This window comes from Legionella septentrionalis (assembly GCF_003989745.1).
GTDB classification, from domain to species: domain Bacteria; phylum Pseudomonadota; class Gammaproteobacteria; order Legionellales; family Legionellaceae; genus Legionella_A; species Legionella_A septentrionalis.
Window position 1 is genome coordinate 59,720 of the sequence record NZ_RZGS01000005.1, and the last position, 14,113, is coordinate 73,832.

Below are 14,113 nucleotides of genomic sequence, written 5' to 3' on the forward strand. Positions count from 1 at the left end.
AAGCCCCTGATTAATCTTTTGGGTGTATTATGAAAGCCAGTAAATTACGTACCGTCTGGATTATGGTATTGTCCGCCCTCTACACAGCAAATGCGTGCGCGCAAGCCATTAGCAAACGTTTAATGGGTACTATCAATCGCCAATGGGTTGATGAAACCATGAGGATTTGGGTAGACCGGATTTTAAATGCCGTTGGCGTTCGTTATAAAGTCATTAATCCGCATCAAGTAGAGCCTGAGCCTGGCATTCCAACCATTATTATGTGTAACCACAGCAGCCTTTATGATATTCCACTGAGCTTGAAAGCATTCCCACGCCATTCCATACGCATGCTAGCTAAAAAAGAATTGGCAAAAATCCCCCTCATGGGCAAAGGGATGCAGGCATCTGAATTTCCATTCATTGATCGTAAAAACAGGCACCAAGCCATTAAAGACTTAGAATTCGTGCACCAACTACTGGAAAGTGGCATCGTGATGTGGATAGCGCCTGAAGGAACACGCTCAAAAGACGGTAAGCTTGGCCCTTTTAAAAAAGGAGGCTTTATTACCGCCATCCAAGCTAAAGCCACTATTATACCGATTGGAATTCGTGGCGCTTACGATATCTTACCCGCACGTACCTATCAATTTAATATAAACCAAGATGCTGAAATTCATATAGGTAAACCCATTGATGCAGCACAATATACTTTGGAGAATAAAGAAGAATTAATCGAAAAGGTACACCAGGTAATGGAGCAATTAACCGGTGCAGCTGACAAATAAATTTTTAATGCCCAACACCATAATTGTTCTTATTTTCATTCATCACAATGGCGGCAAGGCCAATATGTCTTGGATCAGAAGCCGCAGCGATGAATTGCGTACCCATATCCCAGGATATTGCCTGCATATCACCAAAATACTGCGGTAATTCAAGCAAATTATATCCCATTTGTATGAGTTGCTTGCGCATCTTGGCAGAGAATGTATCAGGTTCAAATACCAATTGATCGGGCACATATTGGTGATGGAAACGCATTTTTGAAACCATGGTGATTGCCCCGAATGAGTCATGGAAAGCCAGTGCCGCAAGTAAAATCATGGTTGGAATCCTACTGCCGCCAGGAGTACCCAAAATTGCTATGCGATCAGGCATTTCCAGGAAAGTAGGCGTCATGCTGGACAAAGGCCGCTTGCCAGGCTCAATAGAGTTTTTTTCGTTCCCAATTAACCCAAACACGTTGCGGGCATTGGGTTTAACTGCAAAATCATCCATTTCATCGTTTAACAATACCCCTGTGCCTGCGGCAACTATGCTTGAGCCAAAAATAAAATTAACCGTTAACGTAGCCGCCACCCGGTTTCCTTCCTGATCAAGGATGGAAAAATGCGTGGTATTGGGTTTAGGATTGGTCGGTATATTACTGGCTGGTAAAGATGAGCTTGGTATTGCCGCATCAGCCTTAATGAGTGAGCGCAAAAATTTTGCATTGTCAGCGGATAATAATTGTTGGACTGGTATGGAAGAAAAATCTGCGTCACCTAAATGCGTGGCACGCTGCCAATAGGCAAGCCGCATGGCTTCTACTATATAATGAATGCGCTGCACTTTGGTATAAGTTCCCAAAGGATAAACCTTAAGGATATTTAGCATGGTTAGCAAACCTATGCCGCCTGCAGAAGGTAAGGGTGCTGTCACGATATGCATGTTGTGATAATTGCCTTCTAGTGGCTCGCGCACCTTAACCCGATAAGAGGCCAAATCATCCAAGGTCCAAATGCCACCAAAAGAATTGACGCCAGTCACCAATTGTTCAGCTACCTTGCCGCGATAAAACCCATCATGTCCTTTACTGGCCAACAAACGCAACGTATGCGCCAAATCCCGCTGTATTAAACGTGCTCCTATCGGGTAAGGCTTGCCGTTTTGTAAAAAAACTTGGGCCGATGCGGGAAACCGTAATAATTGTTGCCTTCTATCCCCCATGGTCGAAAACGAATGAAATAAAGGATCCACGGGAAACCCTTCTTCCGCAAGATGAATGGCAGGCGCCAAAGAATCACGCAAGGGTAAGCGGCCGAAATGCTTGGCAATGAACACTAAAGCAGCAGGTTCACCAGGAATAGCGGCCGCCAACCCGCCATTCAGAGATAAATCGGTGACAGGATTTCCATCCTTGTCCAGGAACATGTCTCTTGTCGCAGCTTTAGGGGCAACTTCGCGGCCATCGATGAATAGATTTTTATGCTGTTTGGCGTCATGCAACAACCAAAACCCGCCACCGCCCAATCCTGAATGATAAGGAGCAACAACCGCAAGAACTGCGCTGACGGCCACAGCCGCATCGAAAGCATTTCCGCCCTTGGCCAAAATCTCAAGGCCTGCGTTGGTAGCCAGAGGATGAGCGCTGGCTACTGCATACCCTGACGGTTTAACGGGTTCGGCATGCAGCAGACTTATAAAATAAACAAAAAAGCATAAAGCTGCAGCCAATTGTTTTATACGATATATTGTTATCATGTTGTTTTATCAATTGCGCCTAACGCTTCTACTACGACTTGCGGCACAAATTTTGAGATATCCCCGCCTAAAGAAGCAATTTCCCTTACCAAGCTTGAGGAAATAAACATATGCTCCTCAGAAGGGGTAAGGAAAAGGGTTTCAACCTGTTTGGACAACTTGCGGTTCATACCTGCTAATTGGAACTCATATTCGAAATCGGAAACCGCTCTTAGCCCTCGCAAAATTACTTTGGCATTTTGCTCATGAACAAAATGAATCAGTAAATTATCAAACCCCATGACTTGAACGCCCGGTATGTCTCCTATGGCTCTTCGTATCAAATCTATGCGGGTTTGCAAAGGGAAAAACGGTTGCTTAACGCGGTTACTTGCTACCGCTACAATTACTTCAGGGAAAATTTTGGCAGCTCTTGTAATAATATCCAGATGCCCATTCGTTACGGGATCAAACGTGCCTGGGTAAATTGCTTTATCTTGCATAAGAGGTACTGATTAATTGCATATTTCGGGAGTCTAGCGTATTGTTAAACGAAAAACTATTGCTATACGTACAGCAAGCCAATACTTCAAGACGTTGCTTATAAACTTTATCATCTGCAGTTTTACCTATAACATGGAGTTAAATAATGCACATGAATGCCCTTAAACGCACTTGTATTTTTTCCATTGCCCTTCTTAGCGCTTGCGCCCCGCCCAAACCGGCAGAAGAACCACCGGTTAATGTCACCATGCCTGTGGCGGAACGGAAAACGCAAACGGATACTGTTTCCTCATGGGTTATTTCAGGCGCTATGGCTGCTAAAAACAAAAATAAAGCCTGGAGTGCCTCTTTAAACTGGCGTCAGCAAGGGATGAATAAATATCAAATACGTTTATTCGGTCCTTTAGGTGGCGGTACCGTCATTATTGAAAAAGAGGGCGGCGCCATCACCTACAAGGATGGTCCAAAAACCATCACATCACAAAATGCCGATGATTTACTGCAGCAACAGACCGGGATCCGTTTGCCTGTAAATAATTTATATTATTGGGTTCGTGGCCTCCCTGCTCCAGGCCCAGTACAAGCCAGCAAATATGATGAATACAATCATTTGATTTCTTTACAGCAAGCAGGCTATCACATCAATTATGAGAGTTACACTTCTGTTAATAAAATCGACTTGCCCAGTAAGATACGCCTGCAAGGAAACGGAGTATCTATTAAATTAATCATCAAGCAATGGTCTGTTGGGTAACCTGGTGTTTCTGCGGCTAGGCTCAAAGCCCAGCCGCGATGCGGTTAACGAGTCCGTGAAAATGTCTAATTGGCATCTATGGCAAAGCCCAAGTAACGAGTTGAATAATATTAGTTTCAAACTATACTTTACTCACTGAAAAATGGATTTAACAAATAAGAGCGGGCAGATATTTTTCTCTTATTTTTTAATTTGCTGCATTGACAAGCTTCTTAAATAACTGCAAAATACGCACCAGTTCGCAGCGAGATGCCGCGTTCGATCAAGGATTTATTAGGAATCTACAACTTATTGGGGTGTCGCCAAGCGGTAAGGCACAGGGTTTTGATCCCTGCATACCTAGGTTCGAATCCTAGCACCCCAGCCACGCTCTTGTTGATTCAAGTAAACAGACGGCAGAAGATACCCGGGAAGGATGCGTTCACCGGACCGCTAAAATAATAATAATATCTTTCTGGCTGTCTTCTGCTATGTGTTTATGCTAGCCGATTCACTAATCGAAGGTTTATACACATGTCAACAATGATGATTTTTGCTGGAAACGCCAATCCAGCTCTAGCGCAAAAAATTGCTTCTTATCTCAACTTACCTATTGGCCAAGCTACCGTTGGTACATTCAGTGACGGTGAAACCATGGTCGAGATACTTGAAAACGTTCGAGGTCGGGACGTCTTTATCATTCAGCCTACCTGCGCACCTTCAAACAATAATCTGATGGAATTGCTGGTAATGGCAGATGCTTTACGCCGTTCATCTGCAGGCCGCATTACTGCTGTAGTCCCTTATTTTGGCTATGCCAGACAAGACAGACGCGTACGTTCAGCCCGTGTACCCATTACTGCTAAGGTAGTGGCGGATATGATGACTTCCGTTGGAATTTGCCGGGTATTAACTGTTGATTTACATGCCGATCAGATCCAGGGCTTTTTCTGCATGCCTGTCGATAATGTTTACTCTACACCCATCTTGCTTGAAGACATTAAGCAGCAACAATTAGACAATATCATGGTCATCTCTCCTGACGTGGGCGGCGTGGTACGCGCACGCGCAATGGCTAAAAGGCTTAATGATGCCGAATTATCCATAATTGACAAACGGCGCAGCGGTCCCAATAAATCAGAAGTCATGCATATCATCGGCGAACCCAAAGGCCGCAATTGCCTCATCATCGATGATATAGTGGATACAGCCGGCACCTTATGCTCCGCAGCGCATGAACTTAAGAAAAACGGGGCTGCCAGCGTGCGGGCTTATGTTACCCATCCCGTGCTTTCCGGACCTGCCATTGAAAACATCAGCCATTCGGTTTTAGATGAAGTTGTTGTCACCGATACCATCCCGCTCTCTGAGCAAGCGGCGCATTGCAAAAAAATCCGAGTCGTCAGCCTTGCAGAAATGCTGGCACAAGCTATAAAACGCGTTAACGAAGAAGAATCTGTAAGCTCAATGTTTGTGGATAAAATGTAACATAGCCATCGTTTAATCATTACCTGGATCTCGTTTTCGATATCCAGGTAACAAGCAATCCTCTAATAGAAATTTAAACCAAAGTATTCTGCTAGCCGCGTGTTCCAACGTATTTATCATCAAAATAACGTCGTAATTTAGTTCTTAACGTTCCTCTGCTGATCCCTAACATCAATGCAGCACGGGATTGATTGTATTTGCAATGTTCCATAACTGCTCGAAACAAAGGAGCTTCTACTTCTTCTAATACAAATTGATAAAGATCGACTGGATCAGTTCCCTTAAGTTCTGAAAAGTATTTTTGTACCGATTGAGTGACGCTTGCTGCCAATGATGCAGTTGTATCCCCAGCTTCATTGCTGATTGTTGTCATTATTATTAACTCCTTCTTTTAAAAGCATTATTTTAACTAACTGAACAAAACTCAACAAGTATAGAGTTATTTTGAGAGTGGCGGGAAATATCCCGCCATTTATTTAGATTTTCATAACCGCAGGATTAAACGGCTGGCCATTTACTGTTAATTGGCCATTCGCAAGTTTAAGTTCGACTACGTAATAATCGCCCTGCATGGATAAAACACCAGCTTGCACCAAGTCAGCCAATTTTTTTTCAGTTTGCACTTCCGCTTGTTCATCTATTTGCGCAGGAGTCAACTGCGTTGGTTGTTGGGCTGTGGTTTGCTGCGGTTGCTCCGTTTGTGCTTGCTGCTGAGATTGAGTGGTGGTTGCAGCTGCTGCATCAGTTGACCCATCATTCTGGGAAGAATTGCTAGGTTGCGGTTGTGGCAAGCTTTGCTGACCTTTTAATTGTTGACTGATAGATTGCTTCATCAGATTTTTGACCAACATAACCGGCAATTTGATTTTGCCATCGCCTTCCGTTTTTTGGATAAGCTGGAAAGGATTATCCGTATCCGCTTTAGGTAAAGAAATAACTAATGTACCTTCCAGCTTGCCCTCTGGGATCGCAAAATTTAATTCAGAAATCCTGAATTCAGCACCTTTGCTAAATAATTTCGGCAATTCTGGAATCAATGCCATTAAGGCTTGCTGCTGCTGTTCCGGAGTACCTTGCTGCATCTTGTTAACTTGCGTATTGATGCGCCCAAGCACTTCAGCATCCAAATTTTTCAAAGACATATTCAAAACACCTGGACCATAGGTTTTGCCATTAGACACTATTTTGTCCAGAGTCATTTTAAAATATGTATTAAATAAACCATCATCAATATCGCTGCTGGAATTTGCATAAAACTCCTTCAGCTCAAACACTGGTTTTTGGTTTTCGGTAACAAGCAAAGAAGGCACGGAGAGATCAGCTTCACCCACGTACAACCCTTCTTTGGTTTGTTCAAACTCATAATCGCTGTTGATTTTTTCCAAAACCGCTTTGGTATTATCTTTAGTAAACGACATACCATCTATCACTAAATCCCCATCTACAGACTTCATGTTGGAAGATATGGTCACATCGTTGGTCATACCCATCCACTCAAAACGCCCACCGGCGTCTTTGGGGATTAATACAAATTTTGGAATTTCTACGCGTAAACGGCTTCTATTCAGGTAATTGACCAAAACGCTCAGATCCACTTGCGGCTTGGTGGATTCAGCAGTGAAATTACTATTGAACTGATCCATGTATTCAGCTGGCATATTTAAATTGGTATAGGCATAACCCAGTCCAAATCGTACGCCTTTATCAGCAAAAATGACGGGTCCATGATATACAGTAAGCGGCATATCCACTGTATAATCCTTTGCAGGAATTACTACGGATTGGCCTGCATCATCCTTACTCACTCTTTCAGGGATCTGCAAGCGCCATTTTAATTGTGCCGTAGAAGTAAACCAGCCACGCTTATATTCCTGCAAATCAATGTATACTCCACCGTTTGACTGATTGATCATGGCAACATTTTTCTTGAGGGTGCGTTCGGTAATCAATCCGGTGCCATAATAACTGCCGAGGACTAGAGCAGCTAAAATAACCACTAATCCTATAATTTTATTCATTCTTATCTCCGTGTTTAGTAATAGTCCTCTGCACAGGAAGCCATCATAATCCATTAAAGACCAGGTTACCTGCCATGATACAAAGCAAATTTCCCATTGCATGCCAACATAATCTGCTTTTGCTCTTTCTTAACGAATTTGTGCAAGCTTTAGGCTTTGTCCAAAAGATAAATCTTGGAAATTAAACCTTTTCCGATCCGGACTGTTAATATTCCAAACGTTATCCTAGCGCAAAATCCCTGCGTGAGGAAACAGATTGCTATTAAAACATGATAATAAGCTTCAAGGAAGATAAGAAATAAGAATGAACAAAAATTCTGCCTTAAGGCAGATTTCTAGCAAAGAGGATATGGTTGAGAACGTTGGCCGCAAGCGTGTCAATCTATACCTGATACAAACTGCGGCCTTGATTTGTTAGCTAGCTACTAGCTTATTATTTAACAGGACGGCAAAACGTTTCTTTCACCGTAAAAGCAAGAATTAGTGCGACCAATGAACAGAGAGGTAAAATTCTCAAGCCAAACTGGAAATCCATGAGCGTTAATGTTTCTAAATTATATGCTCTGGCTCCGGAAATAAGATCCACCAACCGCCCTACCAGGGGCTGCATTAAAGCTCCGACGAAAATTGAAGTCATGTTGGTAAATGCTATAGACGTACCCAATACATTTCTTTCATGCAACTCGGTGGATACCGCATAGGCGATAGCCACTCCTGTATTGGTCAATCCAAAAAGGAAAAAGAGAATATAAGCAGTCGTTTTATCCATGGAAGGATAAAATACAAATAGGGTAGTCAAAATGACGCCGCACAAAGCCGAGACAATCATGATGGGCTTGCGCCGTCCGATTCTATCCGATAACCAGCCGGATAATGGGCCGCCTATACCCCAACCAATAAAAATCAAACCTGTCGCAAATGCTGCAGAATGAGCCGACAAGCCGCGTCCATATTGCAAATAAGCAGGCCCAATCGCTTCACCAATGACAGCAGTCGGACCAAACAGGAAACCGGCATATAATGCATTCAACCACGCTTGACGGTGGGATAAAATAATACGCAAGCTTTCCAAGATGCTGATTTTATTTTCAGGTTTTATTTCTTTTATCTTTGAACCGGGTTTATCTTGTACATACTGGTATAACAAAGCCGCTAAGGCAATAAACAAGAATGCAATGATGAGCATGCTGTGGCGCCAACCTACAGAACCCACCAGAAAAGACACAGGGGCTTCACCGGCAGCGGCACCCAACATGCCTAGAGCCTGGGTTAATCCAGACAATAATCCCAACATGGCTGGGGGAAACCACGAAGTGGCGAGCCTTAATGCACTAACAAACGCGAAAGCTGCGCTAAATCCAATGAGCATACGGCCGATTGAAGCGGTAAAAAGTCCTCCTGATAAACCAAACACACAACAGCCAAATGCTGTGATGAGAGACATCACGGTTAAAATCCAGCGTATGCTGATTCGATCAACCGCAAGGCCTACCGGGATCTGCATCATAATATAAGGCACATAAAATGAAGCGGTGAGAATACCAAACCCGGCTTCATTGATGCCGAAATCAATTTGTAAGTGGCGATGCATAACTCCTGGTGCCACTCGAGCCATATAATCCGTAAAATAAAAAGCAGCAGCAAGGCCCCAGATAAGCCAGGCATAACTAAGCTGTTTTTTTTGCGCTTGAGATAGAGCAACTGCATTCATAAATTCACTACTCATGTTTCAATACCTTTGGCAATTTTGCGTCCTTTATTTTTTGAGCCAACATACAATTTGCTCAACAAATACACAAACCCAACATGACATTATACTGTCGCCGTTAATAATTTCAATACTTCTTATTTTGTGCCTATACTTCTGCTAAGATCGCGGCTTTGCCAATTGTTTAAAAGAATTTATGAGTGAAACCGAATTAGAAAAAGCCATTGCTGCGGCATTTGCTGCAGACGGCGGCAGCAAAGAAGCTAATAAAGCTTATCTTGAATTTATAAAAGCAAATTTTATTATTCCCATCGAAAAAAAGCCGGAGGGGAAAGAACCTGAAGTATTGTATCTGCTTGCAGGAGAAAATGTTTTTTTACCTGTGTTTACCAATCTGGATTATTTCGGGCAATGGGCAGCAGAAATTCATGATGAAATACAATTACTAAAATTGACTGGTGTGGATTTATTAAAAGGAATAGGCGAAAAAGTCACCGTCAGTTTAAATATAGGAACTCCGCATTACAAGGAATTTAATCCTTCCGAATTGGCAAGGATGCGCAGCATGGTACTTAAAATTTTCAGCTAGAAACAAGAGGGAGGCAAACCCTCCCTTCGTTAAGCCACCAAATCAATAACTTGGTAACCCAGCAGAGTTGAAATTGCTATGATACCTGAAATTTCAAGCACCTTGGTGAAAAATCCTACTTTACCAGCTTGATATTCTTCATCATTTGCCGCATGCAAAACCGCTTCGGTTTTCTCACGCGCATAAGCTGACAACTCGTATATAGGCTGTTCACCATAAAAACCAGCCCACCATCCTTCTAACCAATATTCGCTCTCAATGGTGTCAGGACGGTATGGATTTTCTTTTTCGGCAATTTCTGCCAGTGCACATTCATAGCCGAATGCATAACATTCTTCCAAGTTGGGATGCTCGATGTTGAAGCGTAATTTAATATCTGGTAAAACTTTGTTGATATCGCTCATGTTGATACCCTCATTTTTAACGATTAATTATTGGAATTGCCACTTACTTTTCCTTAGATTTCATTCTACGACTTCAATAAAGCCTGTGCGAAAAGCAAAATAATTTTTACAAATTTTTGACAATTCTCATTTTGAGGGCAAAAAAAGGATTAAGGAGCAAGCCTGCGATGATGCCATCTTCCATGTTGTTGAAAATAATGAATGCGATCATGCATGCGGTTGTCGCGACCCTGCCAAAATTCTATTTCATCTGGGATGACTTTGTAACCACCCCAGTAAGCAGGCCGTAGCACAGGTTCTTGTTGGTATTTGGTGATGAGTTCATTGAGTCGCTGTTCGAGCTCGGCACGACTTTCAATTTGCTGGCTTTGCGGGGAAGCCATCGCACTCAATTGGTTGATATGGGGTCTTTTTGCAAAATACGCATCCGATTCGGATGCACTCACTTGCTTGACTCGACCACGTACACGCACTTGCCTTGCCATTTCCGGCCAATAAAAATTAAGCGCGGCATACGGCGTTTTATTCATCTGCTGAGCTTTAGAACTCTGGTAGTTGGTATAAAAAATAAAAGCACCGTCTTCCAATCCTTTTAAGAGTACGACGCGTGAATCAGGAAAACCTTGCTCGTCCACGGTGGAGAGAACCATAGCCGTAGGATCGCTTTTTTCAACCTGCAATACCTCAGCAAACCAGATTTCAAATTGAGCAACAGGGGATTCAGGAAGATGTTCTTCACTCAAACTTAATGTCCCATAATCCCTGCGGATCTCAGCCAAGGTTTTCCATTTATTCATGTTTACCAGCCGGTTACTTCAGCAATGGCATCTCCCAACTCAGCCGGAGAGCGTACGGTTTTTACGCCAGCTGCTTCAAGAGCCGCAAATTTATCCGCTGCAGTGCCTTTTCCTCCAGAAATAATGGCTCCAGCATGACCCATGCGGCGGCCGGGAGGAGCAGTAACCCCTGCAATATAAGAAACAACTGGCTTTTTCACATGCGATTTAATAAATTCTGCAGCTTCCTCCTCTGCCGTGCCGCCAATTTCACCGACCAGAATAATCGCTTCCGTCTGCTCATCTTTTTCAAACAATGCAAGCGCGTCAATGAAGTTAGTCCCAGGAATAGGATCGCCCCCAATCCCCACGCAAGTGCTTTGCCCAAATCCTTTATCCGTAGTTTGCTTAACCGCTTCATAGGTTAACGTACCGGAACGAGAAACAATACCTACTTTTCCGGGTAAATGGATAGAGCCTGGCATGATGCCAATCTTGCATTCGCCAGGGGTAATGATTCCCGGACAATTGGGGCCTATCAAACGGCTGTGAGTATTGTTTTCCAGGTAAACTTTCACTTGCAGCATATCCAGAACAGGGACACCTTCTGTGATGCAAACAATTAATTTAATACCAGCATCGGCTGCTTCAAGGATAGAATCCTTACAGAAAGGAGCCGGAACATAAATCACACTGGCTTCTGCACCGGTTTCCTCAACCGCTTCGCGTACAGTGTTAAATACCGGTAAACCAAGATGCAACTGTCCGCCCTTGCCTGGAGTCACTCCCCCAACCATTTTTGTACCATATTGAATGGCTTGCTCGGAATGAAATGTGCCTTGCTTTCCAGTAAAACCTTGGCAAATCACTTTGGTTTCTTTATTAACTAATATACTCATTACTCGCCTCAAATAATTTAGGGCATCCAGGACTGTCCTGCCTATGCATGATGGATGCCTTGTTGGTTTTAGGCAATCGCTGCCACGATTTTTTTAGCTGCGTCGGTTAAGCTGTTTGCGGCAATCACGTTTAAATTGCTTTTATCCAAAATCTCAGCGCCTAACTCCGCATTATTGCCTTCAAGCCTTACTACTACCGGAATGTTAACCTGGACTTCTTCTAACGCTGCAAGAATACCTTCGGCAATTAAATCACAGCGCACAATACCGCCGAATATATTAATCAGAATGCCTTTTACTTTTTCATCCGATAAAATAATCTTAAATGCCTCGCGTACGCGCTCTTGTGTCGCGCCACCACCTACATCCAGAAAGTTTGCAGGCTCACCACCATGCAGTTTGATGACATCCATAGTAGCCATGGCCAACCCGGCGCCATTTACCATGCAACCAATTTCACCATCAAGTGGTATATAATTTAATTCCCAATCGTGCGCTCTGTTTTCGCGCTCATTTTCCTGGGTAGTATCGCGCATTCCTTTCAGTTTAGGATGGCGATACAATGCATTGTCATCAATATTCACTTTACCGTCCAGGCATATTAATTGTCCGGCACGGTTAACGACCAAAGGATTGATTTCCAGAAGGCTTAAGTCGCATTCGACAAACATTTTACCAAGCCCCATCATAAGCTGGGTAAATTGTTTAATCTGGTCATCTTGCAAGCCTAGCTTGAATGCTATTTCACGACATTGAAAAGGCATTACCCCAACCAATGGATCCATAATAACTTTAAAGATTTTTTCCGGAGTTTCTTCCGCCACTTTTTCAATCTCGACCCCACCTTCAGTGGAAGCCATGATGACAACACGTCGGGTGGCGCGATCAACCACTGCCCCTAAATACAATTCCCGGTCAATGTCACTGATTTCCTCAACCAAAACCGCATGGACTGGCTGTCCGTGCGCATCGGTTTGATAAGTTACCAAGCGCGTACCTAATAAAGATTTGGTAAACGCAGCCAACTCATCCTTATTGGCTACAACTTTAACACCACCCGCTTTACCACGTCCGCCTGCATGCACCTGCGCTTTTACTACACATTTTGTCGTGGGAAGCTGACTCGCCACTTGCAGTGCATCCTCTACATTGTAAGCAACTGCGCCTTGCGGTACTGGCAACCCGTAGCTGGCAAACAATTGCTTGGCTTGATATTCATGTAAATTCATGGTTCACACCCTATAAAAAAAGCAAGACACCTGATGTGTCTTGCCGTTAGTAATCAATTTTTAAATGTTTAACAACAAGCGGGCTGGATCTTCCAGCAATTCCTTGACGGTAACTAGAAATTGTACGGATTCTTTGCCGTCAATCAGGCGATGATCGTAAGATAAAGCCACATACATCATGGGACGAATTACGATTTGACCTTTTTCCACCACCGGGCGCTCTTCAATTTTATGCATGCCAAGAATTCCAGTTTGTGGTGGGTTAATAATCGGGGTGGCTAATAAAGAGCCAAAAACCCCGCCATTGGTAATAGTAAACGTACCACCTTGCATTTCTTCCATGGTAAGCCGGCCTTGACGCGCCCGCGTAGCAAAATCACCAATGTTTTGCTCCATTTCCGCCATGCTCATTTGATCGGCGTTTCTCAATACAGGCACAACCAAACCTCTTTCGGTAGAAACGGCAATGCCAATGTCATAATAGCCGTGATAGACAATATCTTGCCCGTCGATGGATGCATTTACCGCAGGGAAACGTTTCAAAGCTTCCACAACAGCTTTAGTGAAAAAAGACATAAAACCCAGTTTCACGCCATGTTTTTTCTCAAAACTATCTTTATATTGAGTGCGTAACTCCATGACTGCTTTTAAATTGACTTCATTAAAAGTAGTCAACATTGCCGCATTATGTTGCGCCTGCAGCAAACGTTCAGCAATTTTAGCGCGCAATCTTGACATGGGAACACGGCGCTCCTCGCGCACCCCATCAGCAGCAGGCAATTCTTTTTGCTGGGTTTGCACTTCGGCAGATTTGCCGGCTTTATCGCGATTGGTTTCAATGAAAGAAACCACATCTTCTTTGGTGATGCGCCCTTCTTTGCCTGTCCCTTTAATTTGGCTAGGTTGCAAATCATGCTCAGCCAGCATTCGCCGCACAGCCGGGCTGGTTGCTTTATCTTCATGAGCTTGCTTGTCTTCAACAGCTTCTGTTTTCTGCTCAGATTTTTGTGGGGCAGCTTCTGCAGTGGCATCGCCTTGCGTGATGCGCGCCAAAAGTTCTCCGGCTTGGACTGTATCACCTTCTTTAAATAAAATTTCCTGCAATACGCCATCGGCAGGGGCTGGTACTTCCAAAACTACTTTGTCCGTTTCCAAATCCAGTATATTTTCATCGCGAGTGACTTTGTCCCCAACTTTTTTGTGCCAAGTTGCAATAGTGGCATCTGCCACTGACTCAGGTAAGGCAGGTACTTTCACTTCAATAGACATAATTTTACCTTC

14 protein-coding genes and 1 tRNA gene are annotated in these 14,113 nt (G+C 43.6%); 5 read left to right on the plus strand and 10 right to left on the minus strand.

Annotated elements, in window-relative coordinates; translation table 11 throughout:
• Positions 1 to 29: 29 nt before the first annotated feature.
• Positions 30 to 767: a lysophospholipid acyltransferase family protein gene (locus ELY11_RS03315; protein ID WP_126953722.1), complete on the plus strand. Its 738-nt coding sequence runs from the start codon at positions 30 to 32 to the stop codon at positions 765 to 767.
• Positions 768 to 771: 4 nt separating this feature from the next.
• Here ELY11_RS03315 and ggt read toward each other — a convergent pair whose 3' ends face one another.
• Entirely contained in the window at positions 772 to 2,505 is a 1,734-nt protein-coding gene (ggt, locus tag ELY11_RS03320) for a gamma-glutamyltransferase (RefSeq protein ID WP_126953723.1), read from the minus strand.
• Positions 2,502 to 2,987, minus strand: coding sequence for a pantetheine-phosphate adenylyltransferase (coaD, locus tag ELY11_RS03325; RefSeq protein ID WP_126953724.1), 486 nt, complete (start codon positions 2,985 to 2,987; stop codon positions 2,502 to 2,504). Before coaD ends, ggt begins: the two co-directional genes overlap by 4 nt.
• A 152-nt stretch (positions 2,988 to 3,139) precedes the next feature.
• Between coaD and lolB the strand changes: the two genes are divergently transcribed.
• The 3 genes from lolB to ELY11_RS03340 all read left to right on the plus strand — a co-directional run bounded on the left by lolB (position 3,140) and on the right by ELY11_RS03340 (position 5,209).
• Positions 3,140 to 3,742, plus strand: a complete 603-nt coding sequence (gene lolB, locus ELY11_RS03330; protein ID WP_127032535.1) for a lipoprotein insertase outer membrane protein LolB — start codon at positions 3,140 to 3,142, stop codon at positions 3,740 to 3,742.
• Between the two features lie 292 nt (positions 3,743 to 4,034).
• Positions 4,035 to 4,109, plus strand: a tRNA-Gln gene (locus ELY11_RS03335).
• Positions 4,110 to 4,255: 146 nt separating this feature from the next.
• Positions 4,256 to 5,209, plus strand: a complete 954-nt coding sequence (locus ELY11_RS03340; protein WP_126953725.1) for a ribose-phosphate pyrophosphokinase — start codon at positions 4,256 to 4,258, stop codon at positions 5,207 to 5,209.
• A gap of 91 nt (positions 5,210 to 5,300) precedes the next feature.
• Here ELY11_RS03340 and ELY11_RS03345 read toward each other — a convergent pair whose 3' ends face one another.
• The 3 genes from ELY11_RS03345 to ELY11_RS03355 form a co-directional block, all read right to left on the minus strand.
• Positions 5,301 to 5,582 carry a helix-turn-helix domain-containing protein gene (locus tag ELY11_RS03345; protein WP_126953726.1) on the minus strand — a complete coding sequence of 94 codons (282 nt, stop codon included), beginning with the start codon at positions 5,580 to 5,582 and terminating at the stop codon, positions 5,301 to 5,303.
• Positions 5,583 to 5,685: 103 nt separating this feature from the next.
• Positions 5,686 to 7,227, minus strand: a complete 1,542-nt coding sequence (locus ELY11_RS03350) for a YdgA family protein (RefSeq protein ID WP_127032520.1) — start codon at positions 7,225 to 7,227, stop codon at positions 5,686 to 5,688.
• 433 nt (positions 7,228 to 7,660) lie between these two features.
• Positions 7,661 to 8,953 (minus strand): MFS transporter, encoded by a 1,293-nt coding sequence (locus tag ELY11_RS03355; protein ID WP_371923179.1) that lies wholly within the window; start codon positions 8,951 to 8,953, stop codon positions 7,661 to 7,663.
• A gap of 178 nt (positions 8,954 to 9,131) precedes the next feature.
• On the opposite strand from ELY11_RS03355, the gene ELY11_RS03360 reads away from it, so the two are divergent.
• Positions 9,132 to 9,524, plus strand: coding sequence for an SseB family protein (locus ELY11_RS03360; protein WP_127032521.1), 393 nt, complete (start codon positions 9,132 to 9,134; stop codon positions 9,522 to 9,524).
• 29 nt (positions 9,525 to 9,553) lie between these two features.
• On the opposite strand, the gene ELY11_RS03365 is transcribed toward ELY11_RS03360, so the two are convergent.
• From ELY11_RS03365 to odhB, 5 genes are all read right to left on the minus strand, one after another.
• Positions 9,554 to 9,928, minus strand: coding sequence for a transmission trait enhancer LetE (locus tag ELY11_RS03365; protein WP_126953729.1), 375 nt, complete (start codon positions 9,926 to 9,928; stop codon positions 9,554 to 9,556).
• 149 nt (positions 9,929 to 10,077) lie between these two features.
• Entirely contained in the window at positions 10,078 to 10,725 is a 648-nt protein-coding gene (pdxH, locus tag ELY11_RS03370; RefSeq protein WP_126953730.1) for a pyridoxamine 5'-phosphate oxidase, read from the minus strand.
• A 2-nt stretch (positions 10,726 to 10,727) separates the two neighbouring features.
• Positions 10,728 to 11,603, minus strand: a complete 876-nt coding sequence (gene sucD, locus ELY11_RS03375; protein WP_126953731.1) for a succinate--CoA ligase subunit alpha — start codon at positions 11,601 to 11,603, stop codon at positions 10,728 to 10,730.
• Positions 11,604 to 11,671: 68 nt separating this feature from the next.
• Positions 11,672 to 12,832 (minus strand): ADP-forming succinate--CoA ligase subunit beta, encoded by a 1,161-nt coding sequence (gene sucC / locus ELY11_RS03380; protein ID WP_126953732.1) that lies wholly within the window; start codon positions 12,830 to 12,832, stop codon positions 11,672 to 11,674.
• Positions 12,833 to 12,892: 60 nt separating this feature from the next.
• Positions 12,893 to 14,101 carry a 2-oxoglutarate dehydrogenase complex dihydrolipoyllysine-residue succinyltransferase gene (odhB, locus tag ELY11_RS03385; protein ID WP_126953733.1) on the minus strand — a complete coding sequence of 403 codons (1,209 nt, stop codon included), beginning with the start codon at positions 14,099 to 14,101 and terminating at the stop codon, positions 12,893 to 12,895.
• Between the last annotated feature and the right edge of the window lie 12 nt (positions 14,102 to 14,113).

Excerpts from the sequence above, each read along its gene's own strand:
- ELY11_RS03315 (WP_126953722.1), top strand. The coding sequence starts at position 30 with ATGAAAGCCAGTAAATTACGTACCGTCTGGATTATGGTATTGTCCGCC.
- ggt (WP_126953723.1), bottom strand. The coding sequence starts at position 2,505 with ATGATAACAATATATCGTATAAAACAATTGGCTGCAGCTTTATGCTTT.
- ELY11_RS03360 (WP_127032521.1), top strand. The coding sequence starts at position 9,132 with ATGAGTGAAACCGAATTAGAAAAAGCCATTGCTGCGGCATTTGCTGCA.
- sucD (WP_126953731.1), bottom strand. The coding sequence starts at position 11,603 with ATGAGTATATTAGTTAATAAAGAAACCAAAGTGATTTGCCAAGGTTTT.
- ELY11_RS03350 (WP_127032520.1), bottom strand. The coding sequence starts at position 7,227 with ATGAATAAAATTATAGGATTAGTGGTTATTTTAGCTGCTCTAGTCCTC.
- sucC (WP_126953732.1), bottom strand. The coding sequence starts at position 12,832 with ATGAATTTACATGAATATCAAGCCAAGCAATTGTTTGCCAGCTACGGG.
- pdxH (WP_126953730.1), bottom strand. The coding sequence starts at position 10,725 with ATGAATAAATGGAAAACCTTGGCTGAGATCCGCAGGGATTATGGGACA.
- ELY11_RS03365 (WP_126953729.1), bottom strand. The coding sequence starts at position 9,928 with ATGAGCGATATCAACAAAGTTTTACCAGATATTAAATTACGCTTCAAC.
- coaD (WP_126953724.1), bottom strand. The coding sequence starts at position 2,987 with ATGCAAGATAAAGCAATTTACCCAGGCACGTTTGATCCCGTAACGAAT.
- ELY11_RS03345 (WP_126953726.1), bottom strand. The coding sequence starts at position 5,582 with ATGACAACAATCAGCAATGAAGCTGGGGATACAACTGCATCATTGGCA.
- ELY11_RS03340 (WP_126953725.1), top strand. The coding sequence starts at position 4,256 with ATGTCAACAATGATGATTTTTGCTGGAAACGCCAATCCAGCTCTAGCG.
- lolB (WP_127032535.1), top strand. The coding sequence starts at position 3,140 with ATGAATGCCCTTAAACGCACTTGTATTTTTTCCATTGCCCTTCTTAGC.
- odhB (WP_126953733.1), bottom strand. The coding sequence starts at position 14,101 with ATGTCTATTGAAGTGAAAGTACCTGCCTTACCTGAGTCAGTGGCAGAT.
- ELY11_RS03355 (WP_371923179.1), bottom strand. The coding sequence starts at position 8,953 with ATGAGTAGTGAATTTATGAATGCAGTTGCTCTATCTCAAGCGCAAAAA.